17 protein-coding genes are annotated in these 25170 nt (G+C 73.1%); 10 read left to right on the forward strand and 7 right to left on the reverse strand.

Translation table 11 applies throughout. The features are described from left to right. Positions 1 to 94 precede the first annotated feature (94 nt). The 3 genes from HW837_RS36795 (at position 95) to HW837_RS36805 (ending at position 3627) form a co-directional block, all read left to right on the forward strand. A complete protein-coding gene (locus HW837_RS36795; protein ID WP_193381217.1) occupies positions 95 to 1339 on the forward strand; it encodes a PucR family transcriptional regulator in 1245 nt (414 codons plus the stop codon). Positions 1340 to 1432: 93 nt separating this feature from the next. Continuing rightward, positions 1433 to 2050 (forward strand): phosphoribosylanthranilate isomerase, encoded by a 618-nt coding sequence (locus tag HW837_RS36800; protein WP_045560464.1) that lies wholly within the window; start codon positions 1433 to 1435, stop codon positions 2048 to 2050. A gap of 161 nt (positions 2051 to 2211) precedes the next feature. Next, entirely contained in the window at positions 2212 to 3627 is a 1416-nt protein-coding gene (locus HW837_RS36805; RefSeq protein ID WP_093792022.1) for a cytochrome P450, read from the forward strand. A gap of 600 nt (positions 3628 to 4227) precedes the next feature. Here HW837_RS36805 and HW837_RS36810 read toward each other — a convergent pair. Continuing rightward, a complete protein-coding gene (locus tag HW837_RS36810; protein WP_045560466.1) occupies positions 4228 to 5133 on the reverse strand; it encodes an amidohydrolase family protein in 906 nt (301 codons plus the stop codon). 269 nt (positions 5134 to 5402) lie between these two features. Between HW837_RS36810 and HW837_RS36815 the strand changes: the two genes are divergently transcribed. The 5 genes from HW837_RS36815 to HW837_RS36835 all read left to right on the forward strand — a co-directional run bounded on the left by HW837_RS36815 (position 5403) and on the right by HW837_RS36835 (position 9895). Beyond that, on the forward strand, positions 5403 to 6629 hold the full coding sequence (locus HW837_RS36815; protein WP_045560467.1) for an ABC transporter ATP-binding protein: 1227 nt from the start codon (positions 5403 to 5405) through the stop codon (positions 6627 to 6629). Continuing rightward, positions 6626 to 7291: an ABC transporter permease gene (locus tag HW837_RS36820; protein ID WP_045560468.1), complete on the forward strand. Its 666-nt coding sequence runs from the start codon at positions 6626 to 6628 to the stop codon at positions 7289 to 7291. The genes HW837_RS36815 and HW837_RS36820 overlap by 4 nt, the downstream gene beginning before the upstream one ends. Beyond that, entirely contained in the window at positions 7288 to 7977 is a 690-nt protein-coding gene (locus tag HW837_RS36825; protein WP_045560469.1) for an ABC transporter permease, read from the forward strand. Before HW837_RS36820 ends, HW837_RS36825 begins: the two co-directional genes overlap by 4 nt. A 17-nt stretch (positions 7978 to 7994) precedes the next feature. Then, the gene (locus HW837_RS36830) at positions 7995 to 8933 is read left to right on the forward strand and encodes an ABC transporter substrate-binding protein (RefSeq protein WP_045560470.1); all 939 of its coding nucleotides are present in this window, start codon (positions 7995 to 7997) and stop codon (positions 8931 to 8933) included. 119 nt (positions 8934 to 9052) lie between these two features. After that, positions 9053 to 9895, forward strand: a complete 843-nt coding sequence (locus tag HW837_RS36835; protein ID WP_193381219.1) for a MurR/RpiR family transcriptional regulator — start codon at positions 9053 to 9055, stop codon at positions 9893 to 9895. Between the two features lie 49 nt (positions 9896 to 9944). Here the strand turns inward: HW837_RS36835 and HW837_RS36840 are convergent, their stop codons facing one another. Further along, positions 9945 to 11882: a protein kinase domain-containing protein gene (locus HW837_RS36840; protein ID WP_313895633.1), complete on the reverse strand. Its 1938-nt coding sequence runs from the start codon at positions 11880 to 11882 to the stop codon at positions 9945 to 9947. Positions 11883 to 11991: 109 nt separating this feature from the next. Beyond that, complete coding sequence (locus tag HW837_RS36845) at positions 11992 to 15201, reverse strand: family 78 glycoside hydrolase catalytic domain (RefSeq protein ID WP_193381220.1); 3210 nt, start codon at positions 15199 to 15201, stop codon at positions 11992 to 11994. A gap of 270 nt (positions 15202 to 15471) precedes the next feature. On the opposite strand from HW837_RS36845, the gene HW837_RS36850 reads away from it, so the two are divergent. Both HW837_RS36850 and HW837_RS36855 read left to right on the forward strand, forming a co-directional pair. Then, complete coding sequence (locus HW837_RS36850) at positions 15472 to 17217, forward strand: serine/threonine-protein kinase (RefSeq protein WP_193381221.1); 1746 nt, start codon at positions 15472 to 15474, stop codon at positions 17215 to 17217. Positions 17218 to 17451: 234 nt separating this feature from the next. Then, positions 17452 to 20826: a pyruvate carboxylase gene (locus tag HW837_RS36855; RefSeq protein ID WP_093792036.1), complete on the forward strand. Its 3375-nt coding sequence runs from the start codon at positions 17452 to 17454 to the stop codon at positions 20824 to 20826. A gap of 74 nt (positions 20827 to 20900) precedes the next feature. Here the strand turns inward: HW837_RS36855 and HW837_RS36860 are convergent, their stop codons facing one another. The 4 genes from HW837_RS36860 to HW837_RS36875 all read right to left on the reverse strand — a co-directional run bounded on the left by HW837_RS36860 (position 20901) and on the right by HW837_RS36875 (position 25166). Further along, positions 20901 to 21446 (reverse strand): hypothetical protein, encoded by a 546-nt coding sequence (locus tag HW837_RS36860; RefSeq protein ID WP_193381222.1) that lies wholly within the window; start codon positions 21444 to 21446, stop codon positions 20901 to 20903. A 131-nt stretch (positions 21447 to 21577) separates the two neighbouring features. Further along, the gene (locus HW837_RS36865; RefSeq protein WP_390623609.1) at positions 21578 to 23368 is read right to left on the reverse strand and encodes an ABC transporter ATP-binding protein; all 1791 of its coding nucleotides are present in this window, start codon (positions 23366 to 23368) and stop codon (positions 21578 to 21580) included. Then, entirely contained in the window at positions 23365 to 24237 is an 873-nt protein-coding gene (locus tag HW837_RS36870; RefSeq protein ID WP_045560476.1) for an ABC transporter permease, read from the reverse strand. Before HW837_RS36870 ends, HW837_RS36865 begins: the two co-directional genes overlap by 4 nt. Next, positions 24234 to 25166: an ABC transporter permease gene (locus HW837_RS36875; protein ID WP_045560555.1), complete on the reverse strand. Its 933-nt coding sequence runs from the start codon at positions 25164 to 25166 to the stop codon at positions 24234 to 24236. The genes HW837_RS36870 and HW837_RS36875 overlap by 4 nt, the downstream gene beginning before the upstream one ends. Between the last annotated feature and the right edge of the window lie 4 nt (positions 25167 to 25170).

Genomic DNA, 25170 nt, shown 5'->3' on the forward strand with positions numbered 1-25170 from the left:
GGTCGGCCCCCTTGCCGCCGATTTATGCGGAGTGATGAACGCCGTCCGGATCTCGACTGTCGGCTCGTTCGTCCCGAATGACATGCTCGCCTCCATGGGGAGCCTCTTCGCCGAACTGGCCCGCCAGGCGTCGACCAACGCCCGCCGGGAGGTAGAGACGTACACACGCGAGATCGAGGAGTTCCGGTTCCTGGACAAGGACCCCCGGGCGCGGGCCGAGACATTGGGCCACGCGGTCTGGCTCCGGCACCGTACGGTCGAACTGTCGCCGCACAACAGCGAGTTGAGCGACGACGATCTCGAGTACATCGCGTCCATGGGGGAGCTGCGGGCCGGCGCGGGCATGTCGCTCGACGCGCGGCAGCAGGTGCTGCGGGTGCACACCGCGCTCATGCTGCGCGAGATCAACGAGGCGACCGAGGCCCAGCGCGGCTGCGGGGTGGACGAACTCATGCGGATGATGACCTGGTTCGCCCCGCAGGGCGAGCGCGGCATCGTCGCCTACCGCCAGGGATTCGTCCGCGTGCTGCGCCGTCGAATGCCGTACGTCGAACAGGTCGCCCTGCTGGCCCGGTCATTGCTGAACGGGGATCCGATAGCGGCGGAACTCGCCGAGGCCGTCGACATGGAACTGTCGGACCGGTATGCGGTGACGGTGTTCCGGCTGCCGGATCCGCCCCCTGTCGACCGCGTCCTGGAAAACGAGATCGAGACACTCGTGAAGAGTCACCGGACCCCGATGTCATGGGGTTCACGGGGCGATGACGGGAGCGGTGAGCTGATCGCTCTCGTCCCCGTGCATTCTGCTGCCGCGCGTGCGGAGAACGGGCCGCCGCACACCGCTGTCGACCTCCTGCCCGACCTCACCCCGGAGCATGTGGCGGACCTCGTGCGGGACGTGGCCCGGGCCCTCGGCCGGCCCTGCGCCGTCGGCACCGCCACCGCGCCGCTGCCCGGACTGTCCGAGGCGCTCGACGAGGCCCGGCGGATCAGTGACACCGCCCCGCTGCGACGGGCCTCGGCCCGGCTGCGGCCGCACACCCTGGCGGACCTCTTCGTGGAACTCGCCGTCGCGGACGTGCCGTTCGTCGACGCCTGGCTGCGCGGGCTGTCCGACCGACTGGCGGCCGGCCCGGACCTGCTGGTCACGCTCGACATGTACTACCGCCACGACATGCAGCGCGGTGCCACCGCGACCGCCCTCAACGTCCATACACGCACCCTCGACTACCGTCTGCGCCGGGCCCGGGAGCTCACCGGCATCGACCCGGGTTCGACCCGGGGGGTGCGCGCGCTCAGCGCGGCCGTCGCCCGGCGGCTGTCGGGAGCCTGGCGCTGACCCGAGCGGCGCCGACCCGAGGCCGGGGCCGCGCGGGTGCCCGACCTGGCGGTCGCCGTTTCCGCGTCGGAGCGGATACGGCAGGCTGGGCCCGTGAGCAACAGTGACTCCCTCTTCATCAAGATCTGCGGTCTGAAGACCGAGCAGGACGTCGACACCGCCGTCGAGGCGGGCGCCGACGCCATCGGCTTCGTCTTCTCGGCCAGCCCGCGCCGTATCGACGCCGCGACCGCCGCACGGCTGAGCCGCCGCGTGCCCGAGCACGTCCTGACGGTGGGCGTCTTCCGCGAGGAGCCCCTGGACGACGTGCGGTCCCTGGCCGCCGAGTCGGGGATCCGGGCGATCCAGCTGCACGGCCCCGACGACCGCGCCTACTACGACGAGCTGGCGACCGGGGACCGGACGCTGATCCGTGCCGCCGCGTTCGGCGACTCCGTACCGCGCTGCGGCGAGTTCGGGGAGGACATGCTCCTCGTCGACGCCCCCGTCCCCGGTTCGGGCATCGCCTGGGACTGGGCGAGCAGGCCGCTCGCGGCCGCCGGGGAGAAGTGGCTCCTCGCCGGCGGTCTCACCCCGGAGAACGTGGGTGCCGCCGTCGCCGCCGCCGACCCCTGGGGTGTCGACGTCTCCAGCGGGGTGGAGCAGCAGCGAGGCGTCAAGGACCACGCTCTGATCAGGGAGTTCATCAGGGCGGCCCGCTCGGCGAGGTGACGGACGACGGCGGTGGTGCCGCGCGCACGGCTGTGGGTGACGAGGCCGGAGCTGTGAGTGGTGCCGCCCGGCGTTCCCCCGGAAGTGACCCTGGGGTAGGGTCCGAGCGTTCCGGCTACCGGCTGAAGGTGGTCCGGTACGGGGAGTGTCGGAGGGGCGGCATGGTGAGGGAAACCCAGTCGGGTGAGGGTGTGTCCGTGGAGCTGGACGGTGCGGGGCTGGAGGAGTTGTCTCCCGAACCGTTGCTGACCCGGGACTACGAGACACGGCCGTCGTTGGTGTACGAGCGGCTGCGGCAGCGGCACGGCGCGGTGGCGCCGGTCGATCTGCTGGGCGTTCCCGCCTGGCTGGTGCTGGGCTACCGCGAGGCGCTCCAGGTGCTCCAGGACGACGCCGGCTGGCCCAAGGGGCTGGAGAACTGGCGGGCCAGGACCGAGGGGCGGGTCCCCGCCGACTGGCCCCTCGGCCCTTCCCTGGAGGTCAACCACGTCCTCATCCAGGGCGGCCCCGGCTACCGGACCCTGCGGACCGCGTGGGACCAGGCGCTCAAGCCGTTCCAGGACCCGCGCAACCCCCAGGCGAAGCGGCTGAAGGCGGCCGTCACCGTCTACGCCGACGAGCTGATCACGCTCATGGGGCAGGCGGGCGGCACCGGGCTGGCGGACCTGTCCGCCCAGTTCTCCCGGCCCCTGCCGCTGATGGTGGCCAGCCATCTGCTGGGCTTCCCCGGCTCGCAGGGCGACGACGCGCTGATGGACATGTGGCGGGTGCTGGACGCGGGGCCCGACGCGGGGCCCGCCCTGGACCGGCTGCTGGGCGCGCTGGCGGAGCTCGCCGAGCTGAAGCTGAAGACGCCGGGCGAGGACTTCCCGTCCTATCTGCTGGCCGCCCACCCGGACCTCTCGCTCGACGAGCTGGCCCGCGAACTGTTCATGCTGCTCGGCATGACCTCCGACCATGTCGGCATCCTCGTCTCCAACACGGTCGTCGAGGTCCTCTCCGGCGAGGACAGCGTGCGCGCCAGCCTCTCCGCCGGCATGGTCCGCGAGGCCATGAACCGGGTCGTCATGCGCAAGCCGCCGCTGGTGAACTTCGTGCCGAGGTTCGCCGCGGAGGACACGAAGCTCGGGGAGTACACCATCCGCGCGGGTGACCCGGTCTGGGTCTCCTCGGCGGCGGCCCACGCCGACCCGCTCTTCGCCGACCATGTGGCCCCCAGCACCACCGTCAGCACCCGGGCGCACCTGTCCTGGGGCGCCGGCCCGCGTCAGTGCCCCGCCCGTGAGCTGGCGTCGACGGTCGCGGCCGTCGGGGTGGGCCGGCTGTTCGAGCGGTTCGCCAACCTGGACCTCGCGCTGCCCGTCGACCAACTGCCGTGGCGTTCCTCGCCCTTCATGCGGGGCCTGCGCTCGCTGCCCGTACGGTACGAACTCGCGCCGACGGCGGCCCTGCCGGCGCCGGAGCCGACGCAGCCCGACACGGACACGACGACGCCGCCGGTGACACCGGACCCGTCCGCCCGCCAGCGCTCCTCCCTGTGGCGCTACCTCACCGACCTGATCCGCCCCGGCCGCTGACAGCCCCCCGTCCACGCCGAGGGGCAGGGGGGCGGGCGCGAGGCGCCGGCATTCGTCGGTCGGGCGCCTGGAGATGCTTGCCCGGCGCCGACGGGGGCTAGGGCGTGTTGCGAAAGTCCCGCTTGCCTCGCGACGCCATGCACGCACTCTCGCCGCGCCGGGCGAAAGCCCAAGTACATCCAGTACGAGGGCTTCCGCCCGGCACGCCGAGAGCACGCACCTGACGCCGCGAGGCCCGCCCTTCGGGCGAACGACGGGACTTTCACAACACGCCCTGGGGCCGAAGGCTGGGCGGGCGCGCCGGAGAGGCCTGCGTGCCTCCGACATCAAGGCGGTCAAGGGGCACGGGGCGTCGGAGCGCCGGGCACGTTCGGAGAGGGCGGCTCCCGGGGCCGTGACCTCGTCGACCCAGCTGTCCGTGCCGGCGACTTGGCCGGTCTCGCGCCTCCGCGTCGGCGGCCTCCTCGGCCGAAGCACCGCGCGCCGGTGACCACGCCTCGGCCGGTCTCACCCTCCCGCCGGGCCATGGGGCTGGTCGATCTCGGCCGACTGTGCTGTTCCGCCCCCCACCTCACCCCCGTGCCGTTCCGCCGACCGGTCTCAGTCCTTCGAGCCTCTCAGCAAGTGGCGTGGGTTCGTGATGCGGAAGGCGTACGCGGCTGCTCCGCCCAGGCCGAAGCCGGGCTGTTGGGGTGGTTCGGCGTAGGGGCGGTCGGAGCCCTGGACCACGGCGTCGACGCCCAGCGCGCGCACCACCGCCTCGACGGCCGTCGGCCCGTACGAGGACGTCTCCACGAACACGCCCGGGTCCACCCCGGCGTCGCGGCCGTCGCCGCGGGCCGCGAAGCGCTCGCCGTGGAGCGGGGCGAGGCCGGCCAGCAGGGCGAAGCAGACCCGCAACCGGGGGTGGCGGGGCCGGCCGAAGGCGCGGAAGGCGAACCAGGCGGCGTGCATCTGCTGGACGTAGGGGACCATCGCGGGCCACCAGCCGGGCCCCTCGGCACCGCCGGGCGCGGGGCCCGGATGGACGAACAGCGGGAGGTCGCGCTCTTCGAGGAGGTCGAGCAGCGGGGCGCAGCGCGCATGACCGGCCGCGTCGGCGAGGGCGTTCGCCGGGAGCTGGAGGCCGACGAAGCCCTGGTCGAGCGCCTCGGCGGTCGCCTTCGCGTCGATGTCACGTACACAGGCGGCGGCCCACGCGCCGAACGGCTCGGGGAGCGCCGCGGAGCCCTCGTGGTAGGCGTCGAGCAGGGGGCGTGCCTCCGCCGCGGGCAGCCACTCCACGCCGATCGGGGAGGAGAGCGACACCAGGGCCCGCCCCAGGCCGTCGCTCTCGGCCAGCGACGCACGGCGGGCGATGTCATGGTCGGCGGGCGGGAGCGCGTAGGGCGGCTCGCCGTCGAGGAAGAGGGTCCAGCCGTCCAGGAACGGCGGTTCGCGGCGTGACCTGAGGGCCGCCACCAGCGAGGGGGTCCACAGATGCTGGTGCACGTCGCAGTTGGTCATGACGCTCCTCCCACCAAGGCCGGCGCCTCCCTGGTCAGGGTGCGCGCGGGGACCGACCACCCGGTAGCGGGCTCGCGCCGAACGGTACCTCCCCGATGCCGTCGCCGTGGCCCCGCGCCCAGGGGAGCAAAGGCGCGGAAGGCGGGTGAATCGGTCACCCCGGGGCGCGGCCAGGTGTGAACGTAACGTGCCGTTCACGTAATCCCATTGACTGTCATTCAGGCACCGACAACTCTGCATGACCATATGCAGTCGGGTAAGGGGCAGTCTTGATCAGATTCGACACGGTGAGCAAAAAGTATCCCAACGGCACCACGGCGGTCGACGACCTGTCCCTGGAGCTGGCCGAGGGCGGCATCACGGTCCTGGTCGGTCCTTCCGGCTGCGGCAAGACCACCACCCTGCGCATGATCAACCGCATGGTGGAGCCGACCACCGGCACGGTCAGCCTGCGCGGCCGGGACATCCGGGAGGTCGACGCGCCCGAACTGCGCCGGGGCATCGGATACGTGATCCAGCACGCGGGTTTGTTCCCGCACCGCACCATCCTGGACAACATAGCCACGGTCCCGCTGCTGCTGGGCTGGGGCCGCAAGAAGGCACGCGCCCGGGCCGCCGAACTCCTCGAACTCGTGGGCCTGCCCGCCGAGATGGCCAAGCGCTACCCCAACCAGCTCTCCGGCGGGCAGCAACAGCGCGTGGGAGTGGCCCGGGCGCTGGGCGCCGACCCGCCGGTGCTGCTGATGGACGAGCCGTTCAGCGCGGTCGACCCGATCGTGCGGGCGGAGCTGCAGGCGGAGTTCGTCCGGCTGCAGAAGGAGCTGCACAAGACGATCGTGTTCGTCACCCACGACATCGACGAGGCGATCAAGCTCGGCGACAACATCGCGGTGTTCCGCACCGGCGGCAGACTCGCCCAGTTCGACACCCCCGAGCGGCTGCTCGGCAGCCCCGCCGACGACTTCGTGGCCGACTTCGTGGGCCAGGACCGGGGCATCCGGCGGCTCTCCTTCGTCGACGCGGCCCGACTGCCGCTGCGCGACGGCCCGGTGCTGCCGTCCGGGGCCGGCGTCGCCGAGGCACGGGCGGCGGACGCGCCCTGGGTGCTCGTCGTCGACGACGCGCGACGACCGCTCGGCTGGGCCGCCACCGCCGGCCTTCCGTCGTCCGGCACCCTCGCCGACGCCCCCCTGACCCCCCTCGGCCACACCTTCAGCCTGGACGGCGACTCCGCGCGGGCCGCCCTCGACTCGGCCCTCCTCTCACCCGCCCGCCTCGCCGTCGCCGTCGACGCGAGGGGCGCGGTCGCCGGAGTCGTGGACGCGCACGAACTCTCGAAGGCGGCGAGCACGGCGGCCGTGGAGAGCACGGCGACCGCTGCCACCGAGGAGAACACGGCGACCGCGACCGGTTCGGCCGGCACGGCGACGCGGAAGCCGAAGCCCCAGGCCGTGGCCGAGTCCGCGGCCGACACCCGGGGCGGTGGTGACCGATGACCGGTGACGAGCCACTCGTCCGGTGGCAGTGGATCGCCGACCACACCGGCGAACTCGCCGAGTACACCGGCATCCATCTCCGGCTCGGCCTGCTGCCCGTGCTGTTCGGACTGCTCGTCTCCGTGCCGCTCGGCGTGCTGTGCCACCGCTGGCGATGGCTCTACCCACCGGTGCTGACCGTGTCCAACATCCTGTACTCGATCCCGTCGCTCGCCCTGTTCATGATCTTCGTCCGGTACACGGGGCTGAGCGAACAGACCGTGATGATCCCGCTGACGCTCTACACCCTGTCGGTGCTGGTCCCCAACGTCGTCGACGGTCTCGCCTCGGTCCCCGAACCCGTACGGCTCGCCGCGACCGCGATGGGCTTCGGCGCCGTACGCAGGGTCGTCCAGGTCGAGCTGCCGATCGCCGTCCCCGTCGTCATCGCCGGTGTGCGCGTCGCCGCGGTCTCCTCCATCAGCCTCGTCGCCGTGGGACAGCTGATCGGGCAGGGCGGCCTCGGGTACTACATCACCCGCGGTCTCCAACTCGACTTCCCCACCCCGATCGTCACCGCGATCGTCCTGATCATGCTGCTGGCGCTCACCACCGACGCGTTGCTGGTCCTGGCGCAGCGGCTGCTCACCCCGTGGTCCCGGAACAAGGTGACGTCGGCATGAACGACTTCCTGAACCAGATGCGGCTCGTGGGGGACTGGCTGACCTCCTCGGCCCAGTGGCACGGCGACGACGGCATCCCCCGGCGGCTGCTGGAGCATCTCACCTACAGCGGACTGTCGTTGCTGTTCGCCGCCCTGGTCGGGCTGACCTTCGGACTGCTCGTCGGACACACCGGCCGGGGCGCCTTCGCCGTGGCCACCGTGGCGAACCTCGCCCGCGCGATCCCCACCTTCGGCCTGGTCGTCCTCGTCGTCACGCTCGCCGGGCTCAGCACCACGCCCGTCCTGGTCGCCCTCGTCGCGCTCGCGGTTCCGCCCATCCTCATCAACACCTTCGAGGGCGTACGGGGCGTGGACCCCGCCACACGGGACGCCGCGCGCGGTGTCGGCATGACCGAGTGGGAGGTCCTGACCCGGGTGGAGGTGCCGATGGCGCTGCCCCTGATCCTCCTGGGTCTGCGGGTCGCCGCGATCCAGGTCGTGGCCACCGCGACCGTCGCCGCGTATCCCGGTCTGGGCGGTCTGGGCCGCTACATCGTCGACGGACTCTCCCGCAACGACTACGAGTTGGTCATCGGCGGCTCCACGGTCGTCGTCGTCCTCGCGCTCGTCGTCCAGGTCGTGTTCACCGCGTTGCGACGCGTCGTAGTCTCGCCGGGCCTGCGGGCCTCGGCGTCGAAGTCCTGAACCAGAGAGGAACATCCATGCGAGGCACGTCCCGAGGCGCCGCGTTCGGCCTCATCACCGCGCTCACGCTCACGCTCACCGCCTGCGGCGGGGGCGGCGGCAGCGACGACAACCCGCTGACCGAGGGCGGCGGCAGTGGCGGAGGCAAGTCCATCGTCGTCGGCTCGGCGAACTTCCCCGAGAACCAGCTGCTCGCCGAAATCTACGCGCAGGCCCTGGAGAGCAAGGGCCTGAAGGTGACCCGCAAGTTCGACATCGGGGCCCGCGAGGTCTACTACGACCAGGTCGTCAAGGGCGGCATAGGCGTCTTCCCCGAGTACAACGGCGCCCTGCTGTCGGTGGCGGTCGACAAGAACAGCACCGCGACCACCACCGAGGACATCAATGCCGAACTGAAGGAGAAACTCCCCTCGTCGGTGGAGATCCTCGACTCCGCCGCCGCCGAGGACAAGGACTCGGTGACCGTCACCGCCGAGACCGCCGCCAAGTACAAGCTCAAGACGCTCGCCGACCTCGAGCCCGTCGCGGGCGACCTGACGCTCGGCGCCGGATCGGAGTTCAAGACCCGTACGCAGGGCGGCGTCGGCCTGGAGAAGGTCTACGGCGTCAAGTTCGGCAAGTTCCAGCCGCTCGACGCCGGTGCCCAGACCACCCTGGTGAAACTGCTCAAGGACGACAAGGTGCAGGCCGCCAACCTGTACACCACCGACCCCGCCATCGTCGCGGACAAGCTGGTGGTCCTGGAGGACCCGAAGAACCTCTTCTCCTCGCAGAACGTCACCCCGCTGGTCTACAAGGACGCCGTGGACGACAAGGCGAAGGAGGCGCTCAACGCCGTCTCCGCCAAGCTCACCACCGAGGACCTGCTGGAGATGATGAAGAAGCTCGTCAACGACAAGGAGGACGCCGACACCGTCGCCGAGGACTGGCTGACCTCCGCCGGCCTCGTCGGCTGAACCGGGGCGCGGCCGACCGGCTCGGCGGCGCCCGCACCGTCCGCCCCGCCCTGCCCGGCACCACGTACCCCGCCGGGCAGGGGGAGGGGACCGAGCACGACGACCGGCTGGAGGGCCGTATGACGGACGCCGACGGCGCGGCCGCGCGGCTTCAGCGGCTCTTCGAGGGCCGTCGGCTCACCCCGACCCAGCGTCGCATCGCGCGCTGCCTGGTCCGCCAGGCCGCGGACGTGCCCTATCTGTCCAGCGTGGAACTGGCCCGGCTGGCCGGGGTCAGCCAGCCGTCCGTGACCCGCCTCGCGGTCGCCCTCGGCTTCGACACCTATCCGGCCCTGCGCGACCACCTGCGGGCGGTCGCACCCCCCGGGCACACCGCCGACGAGCGGCCCGCCAACGTCTACCAGCGCGCCGTGCGGGCCGAGATCGACAATCTGCGGCATCTGGCGTCCCTGCTCACCGACCCCGCGCCCGTCCAGCGCGCCGGCCGTCTGCTCGCCGCCTCCCGGCCTCTCCCGGTCCTCGGCCTGCGCGCCTCCGCGGCCCACGCGCGCGGCTTCGCCCACGGCGCGGCGAAGATCCACCATGACGTACGCCTCCTCGACGAGGGCGGCTCCCTGCTCGCCGACCACGTCGACGCCGCCCGCCGGGCCGGCGCGAGCGCGCTGCTGTGCTTCGCGCTGCCCCGCCACCCGCGTGAACTCCTCGACACGCTCGCCCACGCCCGGGCCGTGGGCCTGACGGTCGTGACCGTCGCCGACGGCACCTTCGCCCCGGTGGCCGCCTACAGCGACCTGCTGCTCCCCGCCGCCGTCGGCACCGGACCGGTCTTCGACACCGCCGGTGCTCCGATGCTGCTGGGCCAGGTCCTCCTGGAGGCGATGTGCGACGCCCTCCCGGGCGCCCGGGCCCACCTGGAGGACTTCGACGCCCGGGCCGCCGCGCGCGGCCTGTTCGTCGACTGACGGGCCCGGCCGCGCCGGTGGACGGGCCCGGCACCGCGAGCGGCACGGCTCACTCGGTGGAGCGCAACGCCTTCCAGACGCGCGGTCGTACGACGCCGTCGGCGGCCAGGAGGCCCTTGTCCTGCTGGAAGCTCTGCACCGCGGCTTCGGTGTCGGCGTCGAAGTCGCCGTCGACGTCGACGACGTACCCGCGCTTGCTCAGCATGCACTGCGCCTGGAGGACGCGGTCGCCGCTGTCCCCGAGGCGGGTGCGGCCGTTGCCGTAGTAGTACGTGCAGTCCGTGAGCCAGGCCGGGGTCGAGGGCTCGGTGGACGTGTCGGTCGGCTCCTCGGCCGGCTCCGTGGGGGCGCCGCTCCCGGAGGCGGGCGCGGACGGGTCGGATCGCGGGTCGTCGTCCGTGCCCGCGCCCGTGCCCTTGCCGGGGTCGGAGGCCGTCGCGTCGGGGCGCTCGCGCTCGCCGTCGACGGAGGTCCGTTCGTCCTTGCCGGACACCTCCGAGTCGCTCGAACCGCCGTCCGGGGCGGCGTCCGCGCCGTCCCGGCGCGAGGCCGCCGACACCGGGGTGTCGTCGTCGGGGAGGGCGTCGGCGGACCGTGTCGTACCCCGCTGCGGTGAGGCGGTGGTCGTGGCGGGGCTCAGCAGGGTCAGGACGACGACCCCGGCGGTCGCCGTGCAGACGGCGACACCGGCGGCCCCGGCCAGCACCCGCTTGCTGCGCAGCCGGGAGCGGAGCGGTGCCGGAGCCGACGGCTGCGCCGAGGGGGCGGCGGGGGGACTCGGCGGTGCGTCGGTGACCGGAGCCTGTCCGGCGGCTCGCGCCGGGGCGGGCTGCTCCAGGGGGAGGCGGCGCAGGGTCTCGTAGGCCTGCTGGCGGGTGAGGACCCGGCCGGCCAGTGGTTCGGGCCAGTCGAACGCGTCGGGCGGGCGGGGGCCCTGGGCGGGCGGTGTGTCGGGCGCGGATTTTTCGCCCCCGCCGCCCCTACCCGTCCTGTCCTCAAGGGGCTGCGCCCCTTCGACCCCCCTGTGCGGGTTCGGTGGGGGCTGGTCGCGCAGTTCCCCGCGCCCCTCCGGGAGCGGGGGCTGCGCCCCGCTGCCCGCAGAGGCCATCGCCTCGATCAGCTGAATCGGGGTCGGGCGTTGGTCGGGTTCCTTGGCCAGGCACGCGGCGAGCAGGGCGGCGAGCGGGGCGTCGGCCTCCGCGATCTCGGCGAGGACCTTCGGGTTGGGCTCCTCGAACGCCACCCGGTGCATGACGTCGACGCCGGTGCCGTCACCGAACGGGGCGCTGCCGGTCGCCGCGAAGACCAGCGCGCAGGCCAGCGAGAACACGTCCGAGGCGGTGTCGCAGGCGCCCGTGCGCAGATACTCCGGCGACATGTAGGCCGGGGTGCCGACCCGGTTGCCCGTGCCGGTGATCGCGCTCGCGTCGGCCGCCTTCGCGATACCGAAGTCGATGACGTGCGCGCCCCACGCGGACAGCAGGATGTTGGACGGCTTCAGGTCCCGGTGCACGATCCCGGCGGCGGAGAGGTCGGCGAGAGCGCGTCCCAGCTCCGCCACCAGCCGCCGCACGGCGACGACGGGCAGCGGACCGTCCTCGTGCACGGCCACCGCCAGATCCAGCCCCGGCAGGAACTCGGTGGCCATCCACAGCAGTTCGTCCCGGAAGCCCGTCCCGGCCAGCCGCGGCATGCGCGGCGTGCGCACCCGGCTGTGGACCGACGCCTCCCGTTCGAACCGGCGGCGGAACCGCTCGTCCTCCGCGTACTCGGGCCGGATCACCTTCACCGCGAGGAGGTCGGGGCCGCCGTCGGCGGGACGCGCCAGATAGACGCGCCCCATACCGCCGCTGCCGAGCAGCCCCAGCGACACATACGGACCGATCCGGTCCGGGTCGCCGGGACGCAGAGGCAGCGCCCCCGCCTGCCGCAGCGCCGGAACCCTGTCCGCCGAACCCGGTGGCGGCACCGGCCGCTGGTCTGACACAACACCCCCGAATTAACTTTTGGCGTACGCCAGTTCGCCCCCAGAAGCTGAGGCTAGCTCAGCGACGGCTCGCGGTCCGGGTTTCGGTCACTTCCGGCCCCTCGACGGTTCAGGATCCCGTGCGTCGCACCTCCGTCGTGCCGGAGCCGACCGGACCGATCCGCAGCACCGTCCCCGTGAGATCGGTGAACGACTCGACCCGCACCCGGCCCCCTCCGCCCGGCGCGATGCCCTTCACCCGGTACGCCGCCGGGTCGGCGTCCCCGATCTCGACCTCCACGACGGCACGGGAGTTCGGCGGCACGGTCACCCGGGTGGTGTGCGTGTCCGCGGAGCGGCGCACCAGGACCGACACCGGTCCGCGCACGGAGGGCACCGTCCCCTCGACCTCCGTCAACGCCCCGGTCCTCGGCCGGACGTGGAACGCTGCCGCGCCCGGCTCGCTGACCTGGACGCCGAGGACGTGCCGGGCCACCGCGTTGGCGGGCGCGGAGGCCCAGGCGTGCGAGAGCGTCATGTTGGGCTTCAGCGCCGGGTCCCACGCCTCCGTGACGATCGTCGCCCCGAGCGCGTCCAGCATGTGCAGCCACGAGTTGGTCGCCTTGGAGGTGAGCAGGGCGAGGGCGGCGTCGGCGCGGCCCAGCCGGAACAGCGCGTCGAGCAGGAACTGCGCCCCGTAGACGCTCATCCTCATGCCGCCCGCGGCGAGGGTGTCGCCCAGCCCGGCCCGTACCTCCTCGTCCAGCGCGTCCGCGACACCGAGTGCCACCGGGAAGGCGGTCGCGTGCTGGGCGCTGTGCGTGGTCCCGACACCGTCGAGGAACCGTCCGCCCGCGCTGTCCAGCAGGGTGGTGCGCATGGCCGTGGCGAGGGTGTCGGCCCGGTCGCGCAGGGCGCTCGCGTCGGCGTCCTTGCCGAGGGCCGTCGCGCACGCGGCGAGGGCCACGAAGGCCGCGTACTGGAAGGCGTTGACGACCGTGTTGACGGGGGTGAACACATAGCCGTCACGGCTGGCGGCGGGCCAGTCGACCAGGTCGCCGAGGTCCTGACTGGTGCTGCCGGGCGCCTTGCGGACGAGTCCGGCGGAGTCCAGGAAGGAGGTGAGGTTCTTCGCGGTGAGCAGGTCGTAGTCCCTGGCGAGCTGCCGGTCGTCGCCGGTGGCGAGATGGTCCTCCCACGCGGAGATCGCACACATCAGCCGGTACTCGGTGGGCCAGGTGCCCTTGCGGACCAGATAGTCGTTCGAGAAGCGGGCGAGGGCGTAGGAGCGCTGGACGCCGTACTCCGAGAGCTGGTTGATCAGCGCGTCGCCCTCGTACGGGCCGCGCTCGCGGGTGGGGGTGTCCGTGTAGAGGTCGCCCCGGGTGGCCTCGATGGAGTAGCGGCACAGCTCCCAGACCCGGTCCAGGTCGGCGTCGGAGCTGCGGAACGAGGCGTGCGAGTCGTCCCAGTCGAGCTTCCAGGCGCGGCCGGTGACGACGGCCTTCGACAGGTCGAGCGTGGTGCGCAGTTCGGCCCAGCGGAAGCCGCGGTAACCCCAGTGCTCGAAGCGCTGCTCGCCGTCGCGCAGGGTCCACACCTCGCGGTAGGTGTTGGTGGCGCGCAGCTGGTACCGCACGGTGCCGTCCGTGTTCAGCTCCTCGCCGAGCCGCACCTCGACCGTGTCGCCCGCCGCACCGGTGATCTCCAGGGCCAGCCCGCCGACGATCTCCCGGCCCAGGTCGACCAGCCAGCGCCCGTCGGCGACCTGGGTGACGGAGGCGGGGGTGACGTCGTGCGGCCGTACCGCCTCGATCAGCGCGGGCACGAGACCGTCGATCGCCGTACGGACGGCGGGCGTCAGCCAGTCGCCGTCGTCGAAGCCGGGCCGCGTCCAGCCCACCGGCTCGCGCCGCAGGTCCCAGTACTCCTGCGGAACGGTGAAGTAGCTGCTGCCCGCACTGCCCTTCGCGGGCAGCAGCCCGGCCTGGCGGCGCGCTTTCCAGTGGTCCCCGGAGGCGACGGTCGACCGGCTGCCGTCGGTGTACGTGATCTCCAGCTGGGCCAGGAACTTCTGCTGTGAGGTGGTCCAGCACAGCGCGGCCAGCGCGTTGGACCTCCCGTCCGCCCGCAGCGTGGAGGTCACGTCGAAGGCCTGGTAGGCGGTTCCCTCGCCGGAGCGGACGGAGGCGTAGCCGACCGTGGTGCCGTTGCTCCACACCTTCGCGACGTACTGCCGGGCCGGATCGGGCGAGGTGGCCGCGACATAGAGGATCGCGGCGGCTATCTCCTTGCCGGCCTTCGTGTCGTACTCGTGGCGCAGCAGCGCCCAGGTGTCGTCGGCCCCGTAGGAGGAGAGCGAGGTCGCGCCGGTCGGGAAGGCCAGCACGCCGCCGGAGACGGTGCCGGCGGTGAAGGTGCCCTTGTCGGAGGCGAAGTCTTCGTCGAGGAGGACCGTGCCGTCGGCGGCCGTGAAGGTGACCCGGTCGTAGGTCTGGGACTCGGTGAGGCCGTTGCGCAGACCGATGTTGCCGGAGGCGTAGCGGCTGTCGGTGGTGGTGTCGACGACGGTGCCGTTCACGGAGGTGGTGAACGTCGAGCCGGTCATGGTGACGCTGAGGTCCACCCACTCCCCGGCGGTGACCGCGAACGGCAGCCGCACCTCGCCGAGCACGGTGTACGTGCCGCCCACGCAGACGTGCTTGCGCAACACACCGGTGGTGCCCGCGCGCAGCTGCCACAGGTAGTTGTTCGCGGTGTTCGTGGCCCGGAACCACAGCCCGGCGGCCACGGCGGTGATCTTCACGCGGACGGTGAGGGTGCCGTCGGTCATCACCGGCCCGGCCGGGGCCCAGATCGGCTTCGCCTCCCACTCGTCCTCGACCGAGGTGGCCAGCAGGGTCGGCTCCGACCAGGCGGACCGCTTCTCGCCCCAGCTGCTGACCCGCCACCAGTAGGCCGTACGGGGCTTCAGCGCCGGTCCGCCGTAGGGGACGGCCGTGGAGTCGGCGGACTTCCGCCTGCCGGAGTCCCACACCAGCTCGTCGTCCTCGAAACCGCCGGGGGTGGAAGCCAGTTGCAGCTGGTAGGCCCACTGTACGGTGCCGGCGCAGAAGTCGGGCACCTGCCAGCTGAAGCGGGGCTGCTGCCCGGCGCTCGTGCCGAGGGCCCGCGGCAGCAGATCGGTGAGCATCCCGGTGGGCGCGGGCGGCTTCCCTGCGGCCGTGGCCACGGCTCCCGGGCCGGGGGCGGCGACGGCCCGGGGCCCGGACAGGACGACGGAGGCGGCCACGGTGCCGCCGAGCTGGAGCAGTCTTCGTCGTGAGAAGTCCCGTGCCATGGTGCACCTTCGGATCGAGGGGTTCAATGAAAGGTTTCAGCGAGATTGCCCGGAGATTATGGTTCCGCGCGGAATCCGGTCAATGGGTGGGACGCGAGTGAACCCTGAGACTTGAAACGATTTAAATGGTCCGGCGGGGACGTCCGCCCGGCCGCGCCGCGACCAGTATCCGGACGAACCCGGCGTTCCGCTGTCACCGGGCTCGGCTAGAGTCTCGCCTCACCTCGGCCGGACGTCCTGGCCGGGGCTGTGCGCAGGGGGTACGGCACCATGGGGCCCGAAAGAACGGACCTGCCCGGCTACGAGATCCAGGAAGTCCTGGGCCAGGGCGGATTCGCCACGGTGTACCGGGCCCGGCAGTTGGCCGTGGGCCGGGAGGTCGCGCTCAAGGTGGACAGCAGGGTGCTCTCCACACCCCGCGACCGGCAACGCTTCCTGCGCGAGGTCACGGCCGCCGGACAGCTCTCCGGCCATCCGCACGTGGTCCCGGTGTACGACGCCGGGGTCCTCGCCGACAACCGCCCCTACATGGTGCTGGAGTTGTGCCCCGGCGGCTCCCTGGGCGACCGGCTGCACCGGCAGGGCGCGCTCCCCGCCAAGGAGGCGCGTGACATCGGCGTGGGCCTCGCCGACGCGGTGGCCGCCGCGCACGCCTCGGGGGTGCTGCACCGCGACATCAAGCCCGGCAACGTCATGGTCAACCGGTACGGGGGCGTCGCCCTCACCGACTTCGGCCTCGCCGCGATGCCCCGGCCGGGACGCGAACTGTCCGTCACCCGGGAGGCGTTGACTCCCGCGTACGCGCCGCCCGAGGCCTTCCACATGGCCGAACCCAGCCCGGCCGGTGATGTGTACTCCCTGGCCGCGACCGTCTATGCCCTGCTGTGCGGACGCCCGCCCCACTACCCGGAGGACGGCACCCAGCTCAGCCTCGCCGAGCTGATCGTCCGCCACACCTGGCCCTACGCCGACCTCCCCGGACTGCCGCCCGCCTTCAACACGGCGCTGCGCCACGCCCTCGCCGCCGATCCCGCCCACCGCCTGTCCGACGCCGGCGCGTTCCGCGACGCGCTCGCCGCGGTCGACCTCGACACCGTCGACCTGGGCGGTGGCGGTGTCGGTGGCGGCGGTGGCTTCGGCCCGGCGCCCGGCATGCCGACGGCTCCGGCGTACCGGGGCGGGCTGCCCACGACGATGCCGCCTTACTCGCTCACGCCGCCCACGACGATGCCGCCGTACGGGGTCACGCCGCCCACGACGATGCCGCCGTCGTACCGGGACGCGCCGACGGGCGGGGGAGGGGTGACCGTGGTTCCCGGGCCGGGCGGAGCCGGTGGGGCGGGAGGGACGACCGTCGTTCCCGGGCCCGGCGGCGACGGTGACGGCGGTGGGCGCAAGGGCGCGGCGCGACGCCGGCCGGTGCTGATCGCCGCGTTCGCGGCCGTGGCCGTCTCCGTGAGCGTGTCGGTCACCGTGGTGACGTACCAGGGCGACGACCAACGGGAAGGCGGCACGGACGCTCCCGCCTCGTCCGCCGCCGCGTCGCCGTCCGCCGGGACCGCCGACGACAAGGGCGCCGGGGGGTTCGGGGTGGCGACCACCACCGAGAACTGTCCCGCGACGGGGGTCGACGGCGTGGGCGGACGGTGCGTCGAGACCCCCGAGTGCTGGAGCGGCATCGTCGACATCTCCGGCATCGTCACGGTCAGCCGCGCCGACTGCCAGGCCAAGCACGTGTGGGAGACGTTCGCCATCGCCCCGCTGCCGAAGGACGGCCAGACCAACAACGCCCGCGACCTGATCAAGCACCCCGATGTGAAGGCGCTCTGCTCCCAGAAGGTCATGTCCGCTTCGATGGCCCCCGAGGGCCGCCGGGTCGCCGGGGAGTGGAGCGTCGACATCATTCCGCCCGGCTCCGCGGAGTGGGCCGAGGGCGTCCGCGTCTTCCGCTGTGTCGCGGCGGCGCGGACCGACGACGGCGAGAAGACGGGCAGCCAGTTCACGGTGGGGAGTTGACGGGAAAACGGCGCAAGGAGGCGACTCGTGTGGCACTGAGGGTCACACAAGGTGCAAGGCTGCGATGGCGCGATCGTCCCCGGGCGCGCCGACTGGGCGGAATGTCCGGCAGTCGTACAGTCTGGGCTTAGGAAGTGACTGGGCTCACATGGCACTGAGTGACACGATTCCTGCGGTGTGACGGCATCATTGCCGGAACCATGGTGTCCTCATGGCAGCTCGAAGGGATCAGGGATGCTCCGCAAGGTACTGGTCGCCAACCGCGGCGAGATCGCCATCCGCGCGTTCCGCGCGGGCTACGAAGTGGGCGCGCGGACGGTCGCCGTCTTCCCCCACGAAGACCGCAACTCGCTGCACCGGCTCAAGGCCGACGAGGCCTACGAGATCGGTGAACCGGGCCACCCCGTGCGGGCGTACCTCTCCGTCGAGGAGATCATGCGCGCCGCCCGGCTGGCGGGCGCCGACGCCGTCTACCCGGGCTACGGCTTCCTCTCCGAGAACCCCGAGCTGGCCCGCGCGTGCGAGGAGGCCGGCATCACCTTCGTCGGCCCCAGCGCCCACATCCTGGAGCTGACGGGCAACAAGGCGCGCGCGGTGGCCGCCGCCCGCGCCGCCGGCGTACCCGTTCTCGGCTCGTCCGAGCCCTCCACCGACGTCGACGAACTCGTCCGCGCCGCCGAGGAGATCGGCTTCCCCGTCTTCGTCAAGGCCGTCGCGGGCGGCGGCGGCCGCGGCATGCGCCGCGTCGAGGACCCGGCGACCCTGCGCGAGTCCATCGAGGCGGCGTCCCGCGAGGCGGCCTCCGCCTTCGGCGACCCGACCGTCTTCCTGGAGAAGGCCGTCGTCGAGCCCCGTCACATCGAGGTGCAGATCCTCGCCGACGGCCACGGCAACGTCATCCACCTCTTCGAACGCGACTGTTCGGTGCAGCGCCGCCACCAGAAGGTCATCGAGCTGGCCCCGGCCCCGAACCTCGACCCCGCCCTGCGCGACCGCATCTGCGCCGACGCCGTCCGGTTCGCCCGGGAGATCGGCTACCGCAACGCGGGCACCGTCGAGTTCCTCCTCGACCGCGAAGGCAACCACGTCTTCATCGAGATGAACCCCCGCATCCAGGTCGAGCACACGGTCACCGAGGAGGTCACCGACGTCGACCTCGTGCAGTCCCAGCTCCGTATCGCCGCCGGGGCCACCCTCGCCGACCTCGGGCTCTCCCAGGAGACCGTCACCCTGCGCGGCGCGGCCCTCCAGTGCCGCATCACCACCGAGGACCCCGCCAACGGCTTCCGCCCGGACACCGGCCGCATCAGCGCCTACCGTTCGCCCGGCGGCTCCGGCATCCGCCTCGACGGCGGCACCACCCACGCCGGTACGGAGATCAGCGCCCACTTCGACTCCATGCTGGTCAAACTGACCTGCCGGGGCCGGGACTTCACCACCGCCGTCAACCGGGCCCGCCGCGCCGTCGCCGAGTTCCGCATCCGGGGCGTCGCCACCAACATCCCGTTCCTCCAGGCCGTCCTCGACGACCCGGACTTCCAGGCGGGCCAGGTCACCACCTCGTTCATCGAGCAGCGCCCGCACCTGCTGACCTCCCGGCACTCCGCCGACCGGGGCACCAAGCTGCTCACCTATCTGGCCGACGTGACGGTCAACAAGCCGAACGGCCCCCGCCCCGACCTGATCGACCCCGCCACCAAGCTCCCGAGGCCCACCGCCGCCGAACCCCCGGCCGGCTCCAAGCAGAAGCTCGTCGAACTCGGCCCCGAGGGCTTCGCCCGCTGGCTGCGCGAGTCCCCGACCATCGGCGTCACCGACACCACCTTCCGCGACGCCCACCAGTCGCTGCTCGCCACCCGGGTCCGCACCAAGGACATGCTCGCCGTCGCCCCCGTGGTCGCCCGGACCCTGCCGCAGCTGCTCTCCCTGGAGTGCTGGGGCGGCGCCACCTACGACGTCGCCCTCCGCTTCCTCGCCGAGGACCCCTGGGAGCGGCTGGCCGCCTTCCGGGCCGCCGCCCCCAACATCTGCCTCCAGATGCTGCTGCGCGGCCGCAACACCGTCGGCTACACGCCGTACCCGACCGAGGTGACCGACGCCTTCGTCCAGGAGGCCACCGAGACCGGCATCGACATCTTCCGGATCTTCGACGCGCTCAACGACGTCGGCCAGATGCGGCCCGCCATCGACGCCGTACGCGCCACCGGAACGGCCGTCGCCGAGGTCGCCCTCTGCTACACGTCGGATCTCTCCAACCCCGCCGAGCAGCTCTACACCCTCGACTACTACCTCCGGCTCGCCGAGCAGATCGTCGAGGCGGGCGCCCACGTCCTCGCCGTCAAGGACATGGCGGGCCTGCTGCGCGCCCCGGCCGCCACCAAGCTCGTGACCGCCCTGCGCCGCGAGTTCGACCTGCCGGTGCACATCCACACCCACGACACCGCGGGCGGCCAGCTCGCCACCTACCTCGCCGCGATCCAGGCCGGCGCCGACGCGGTCGACGGGGCCGTGGCCTCCATGGCGGGCACCACCTCCCAGCCGTCGCTGTCGGCGATCGTCGCCGCCACCGACTACTCCGACCGCCCCACCGGCCTCGACCTGACGGCCGTCGGCGACCTGGAGCCGTACTGGGAGAGCGTCCGCCGTATCTACGCCCCCTTCGAGGCGGGCCTCGCCTCCCCGACCGGCCGCGTCTACGACCACGAGATCCCCGGCGGCCAGCTCTCCAACCTGCGCACCCAGGCCGTCGCGCTCGGCCTCGGCGACCGCTTCGAGGACATCGAGGCGATGTACACCGCCGCCGACCGCATCCTCGGCCACCTGGTGAAGGTCACCCCCTCCTCCAAGGTGGTCGGCGACCTCGCCCTGCACCTCGTCGGCGCCGGAGTGACCCCCGCCGACTTCGAGGCCACGCCCGACCGGTTCGACATCCCCGACTCCGTCATCGGCTTCCTGCGCGGCGAACTGGGCACCCCGCCCGGCGGCTGGCCCGAGCCGTTCCGCAGCAAGGCCCTCCAGGGCCGCGCCGACGCCAAGCCCGTCCAGGACCTCGGCGCCGAGGACCGCGCCGGGCTGGAGAAGGACCGTCGCGCCACCCTCAACCGGCTCCTCTTCCCCGGCCCCACACGCGAGTTCGAGACCCACCGCCAGACCTACGGCGACACCAGCGTCCTCGACAGCAAGGACTTCTTCTACGGTCTCGGCCCCGGCAAGGAGTACGCCGTCGACCTGGAGCCCGGTGTGCGCCTGCTCATCGGTCTGGAGGCCGTGGGCGAGGCCGACGAACGCGGGATGCGCACGGTGATGTCGACCCTGAACGGCCAGCTGCGGCCGATCCAGATCCGCGACAAGGCCGCCTCCTCCGACCTCCCCGTCACCGAGAAGGCCGACCGCTCCAACCCCGGGCATGTCGCCGCCCCGTTCGCCGGGGTGGTCACCCTCGTGGTCGCCGAGGGCGACGAGGTCGCGGCCGGCGCGACGGTCGCCACCATCGAGGCGATGAAGATGGAGGCCACCATCACCGTCCCGAAGGCCGGGCGGGTCTCCCGCCTCGCCATCAACAAGATCCAGCAGGTGGAGGGCGGCGATCTGCTCGTCGAGATCGTCTGACGCTCCGCGCGGTCGAGGCGCCCATGCCCTGGGCAGGGCATGGGCGCCTCCGCTGTTCGTCCGCGCCCGACCGATCAGACGCGGGGGAAGAACTCCAGCACCGCCGTGCCGGCCTTGAGGGACTTCACGCGGAAGCCGAGGCCGTTGAGACCGCCGGTGCCACCCTCGCCGATCGAGGAGCTGAGGTGCGTACCGGCTCCCGAGGACTGGAGCACGACGGTGTCGTCGGTGACCTCCGCGACGCGGAGATCGCCGACGCCGAAACGGCTGTCCACCTCGATGGACAGAGGCCCGGACACGGTGAGTTCACACCGGCCGTCGAAGCATGCCTCGGTGCCGGTGCCGGTGCCGGTGCCGGTGCCGGTGCCGGTGGCGTCGGCCGCGCCTCGGCCGCCGTCGGGGTCGCCCGTCTCGGCGGGGGCTTTGTCGCCGTCATCGGCTTCGGGCTCGGCGGCTGTCGCGGAGGCCGGGGTCGTTGTCGGCTGCGGTCGGGCCTCCGACGGTGGCCTGCCGCTGCCGTCGGAGCCGTCGTCCTGCACGCCGTCCCCGCCGCAGCCGGTGAGCGCCCACGCCAGGGACGCCGCCACCGCGACGCCGATCCGGCCCCTGCCCGTGCCCATACGTCAGCCCTTCAACTCGCACGCCCACACGCTCTGTTGATCCCCTTTGGCGGGACCCGTCCCTTTATACGGGGTACGCGGGCCCGCACGGTCCCTCGTCGTCGAACCTCACCCTTGGGCGTCGTCGAACCTCACCCTTGGGGGACGGGCGGCCGGGCCACGGTGGCGAGGAGCGAGGCCGTGAAGGGGTGCCGTGGTGCGGTGAGAAGCCGTCGGGCGGGGCCTTGCTCGACGATCTCCCCCGCGTCCATGACGGCGATGCGATCGGCGACGGAGGCGGTGTCCAGGTCGTGGGTGATCAGGACCAGCGCCGGTGCGGCGGGAGCCGTTGCGATGTCCGCGCCGGTGCCGAGCAGGCCCGTGAGGACGTCGAGGATGCCGCGTCGGCTGACCGTGTCCAGGCCGGAGGTGATCTCGTCGCAGATCAAAACACGGGGGTGGGCGAGGAGCGCGCGGGCCAGGGCGGCGCGCTGGAGTTCGCCGCCCGACAGTCGGCCGGGGTGGCGGTGGGCCAGTTCCGGGAGGAGGCCCAGGCGATCCAGCGTCGCCAGCGCCTCGGCCTCGGCGGTTCCGGCGTCGACTCCGCGCAGCCGGACCGCCGTGCGGGCGATCTGCCGCAGGACCGTGCGGTGCTCGTCGAACGCGGCGCGGGCGTCCTGGAAGACGTACTGCACGGCCGCCAACTGCCCCCGGGAGCGGTCGCGCAGGCTGCGGGGCAGTGGCGTGCCGTCGAGGAGGACCTCGCCGTCGTGGTCGCGGTGGAGCCCCGCGAGACAGCGGGCCAACGTGGTCTTGCCGCTGCCCGAGCGGCCGACGACGGCCAGCAACCGCCCGGCGTGCAGGTCCAGTTCGGGGGCGCGCACGGTCACCGGGGCGCCATGTGCGCCGTCGCGGTGGTGGGCGACGAGGTCACGTACGCGCAGCACCGGCCGGGTGTCGTGCGTGGTCGCCGTGCCGTCTCGACCGGCGGAGGCCGTCGGTGCCGTCGAGGCCGTGGAGGCCGTGGAGGCCGTGGAGGCCGTCGGCATGGTCGTCGCGGGGGCCGTTGTCGTCGCTGCCTCCGTGTCCCTCTCGCTGTCCGCCTGCCCGGCCGCCGCGCCCAGGTCGGTGAACGAGGCGTGTGCGTCCAGGAGTCGGCGGGTCCAGGGGTGCCGGGGCGCCGACCACACGTGCGTGGTCGGGCCCGACTCCACGACCCGTCCCGCACGCATGACATGGACCTCGTCGGCGAGCGCGCGGACGACGTCGAGGTCGTGGCTGAGCAGGACGACCGCGATGCCGCGCGCCGCGATCGTCGCCAGCTGCCCGACGACGAGCCCCTTGGTCAGCGCGTCCTGGCCGGTGGTGGGCTCGTCGGCGACGACGACCTCGGCACCGAGCAGGAGGGCCTGGGCGAGGACGACGCGCTGCTGCTGGCCGCCGGAGAGCTGGTGCGGGTGGCGGCGCAACAGGGTCTCGGCGTCCGGGAGCCGGGCGTCGGCCAGCGCTCGGAGCACCTGTGCCCGAGCTGCCGCCCGGCGTCGGCCGCGCGGCAGATGACGGACCTGTGGGCGGGCGATGTCCGTCAGGAGGGCGCTGATCCGGCGGGCGGGGTTGAGGACGGAGGCCGGGTGCTGCGGCACGTACCCGACGAGGCCCCCGGCCCCGCCGAGTCGCCCGGCGGCTCGGCGGACCTCGCCGGTGACGCGCGCGCCCGCCGGGAACTCGCCGAGCAGCGCCAGCCCGGTGGTGGTCTTCCCGCTGCCCGAGGCACCCACCAGCGCGGTGACCCTGCCGGGCAGCACCCGCAGACTCACCCCGTCCACGATCGCCCGCCCGCCCACCTCGACCCGGAGGTCCGTGAGTTCGGCCAAGGGCGCCGGGGCGAGTTCGGCCAGGGGTGCCGGGGCGGCCGTGCCGCTCCCGTCGTCGTACCGCGTCACGAGAGTCGTTCCTTCCGTGCCTGTCGCCCACCGGGCTTCTCCAGCGCCGCGTCGAAGAGGAGGTTCGTGCCCGTGGTGAGCGCGACGATCAGCAGGGCGGGCACGACCACGGCCCACGGCTGCACGAACAGGCCGGTGCGGTTGCGGTCGACCATCACCGCCCAGTCGGCCGCGTCCGGGGTCACCCCGACCCCGAGGAAGGCGGCCGTGGCGACCAGGTACAGCACCCCGGTCAGCCGGGTGCCGGCGTCGGCGCCCAAGGTGCGCAGGATCGTCCGGCCGACGTAGCCGACGGCCGTGCGCCACCAGCTCTCGCCCTGGAGGCGGAGCGCCTCGACGACCGGCCGGGCGGCGGCCTCCGTGGCGGCGGCGCGCACGAGGCGGGCCGCGTCGGGCACGTTGACCAGCGCGACGAGCAGGGCGAGGCCGACGGCTCCGGTGGTGAGCACCGACGCGACCAGCAGGATCAGCAGCAGCGACGGGACGGCGATCAGGATGTCCAGCGGACGCATCAGCAGCTCCTCCAGCCACCGCCGGTGCGTCAGCGCGGCGACCAGACCGACCGGCAGGGCGACGAGATAGGCCAGCGCTCCGGCGCCGAGCGCGGTCAGCACGACCGGCCGGCCGCCGTGGAGCACCTGCTGCCACACGTCCCGGCCCACGAAGTCCGTGCCGAGCCAGTGCCCGTCGCCGAGGGTGAAGGACGCGGCCCGTGCGGACGGTTCCCCCGCGAACACCGGTCCCAGCAGGGCGAGAAGGAGGGGGACCGCGACGACCGTGAGGCCGAGCACGAAACGGCCGGTGGGCCGCCACCGGGCGCGCGGGGCGGCGTCCGTGCCGGGCGGGCCGGTGTCCGTGGCCGTCGTCATGCCGCCACCTCCGCCCGGGGTGCCAGCCGTCGGGCGACCACGTCCGCGCCGAGGTTGAGCACGACGGTCAGGACGCCGAAGACCACGGCGAGGCCCTGGACCACGGGGACGTCGCGTTCGGCGACGGCGTTGAGGAGGACGGTGCCGAGTCCGGGAATCACGAAGAGGGCCTCCACGACGATGACGCCGCACAGCAACCAGTCGATGGTGCGGGCGAGTTGCTGGGCGGCGGGGGCGAGGGCGTTCGGGAGGGCGTGGGTGTAGCGGACGCGGGCGCCGGACACGCCGTACCGGCGGGCGTGGGCGACGTACGGGGAGGCGAGGGCGTCGACCATGCCGGCCCGGACCAGCCGGACGAGGGAGCAGACCGGCCGGGACAGCAGGACGAGGACGGGCAGGACGAGGGCGGCCGGGTGGGCCAGGAGGTCGGTGCCGTAGCCGACGGCGGTCGGCGGCAGCCAGCCCAGTCGCAGCGCGAACACGGTCACCAGCAGCACCCCGAGGGCGAACTCGGGGACCGCGTACACGGCGAGCGTCAGGGAGCTGACCAGCCGGTCGACCGGCCCGCCCTCGTGGCGGGCGGCCAGCACGCCGAGGCCGAAGCCGAGCGGGACGAGCAGTGCCACGGTGAGCGCGGCAAGCAGCAGCGTCGGCCCGAAACCGTCGGCGATGTACTGGGTGACCGGGCGGCCGGAGGTCAGCGAGGTGCCGAAGTCGCCGTGCAACAGGCCCGTCGCCCAGTCGGCCAGCCGTTCGTGCACCGGCCGGTCGAGGTGCATCGCCTCGCGGATGGCGGCGATGCGCGCCGGGTCGGGCTGGTCGCCGGCCAGCGCGACCGCGGCGTCGCCCGGCAGCGCCTCGGTGAGCGCGAAGACCAGCAGCACGACGGCCACGGTCTGGGCCGCGCCGAGCAGGAGGCGCCGGGCCACGAAG

Origin of the sequence: Streptomyces caniscabiei, from assembly GCF_014930365.1 — a bacterium.
In the GTDB taxonomy this organism is placed as follows: Bacteria; Actinomycetota; Actinomycetes; order Streptomycetales; family Streptomycetaceae; genus Streptomyces; species Streptomyces caniscabiei.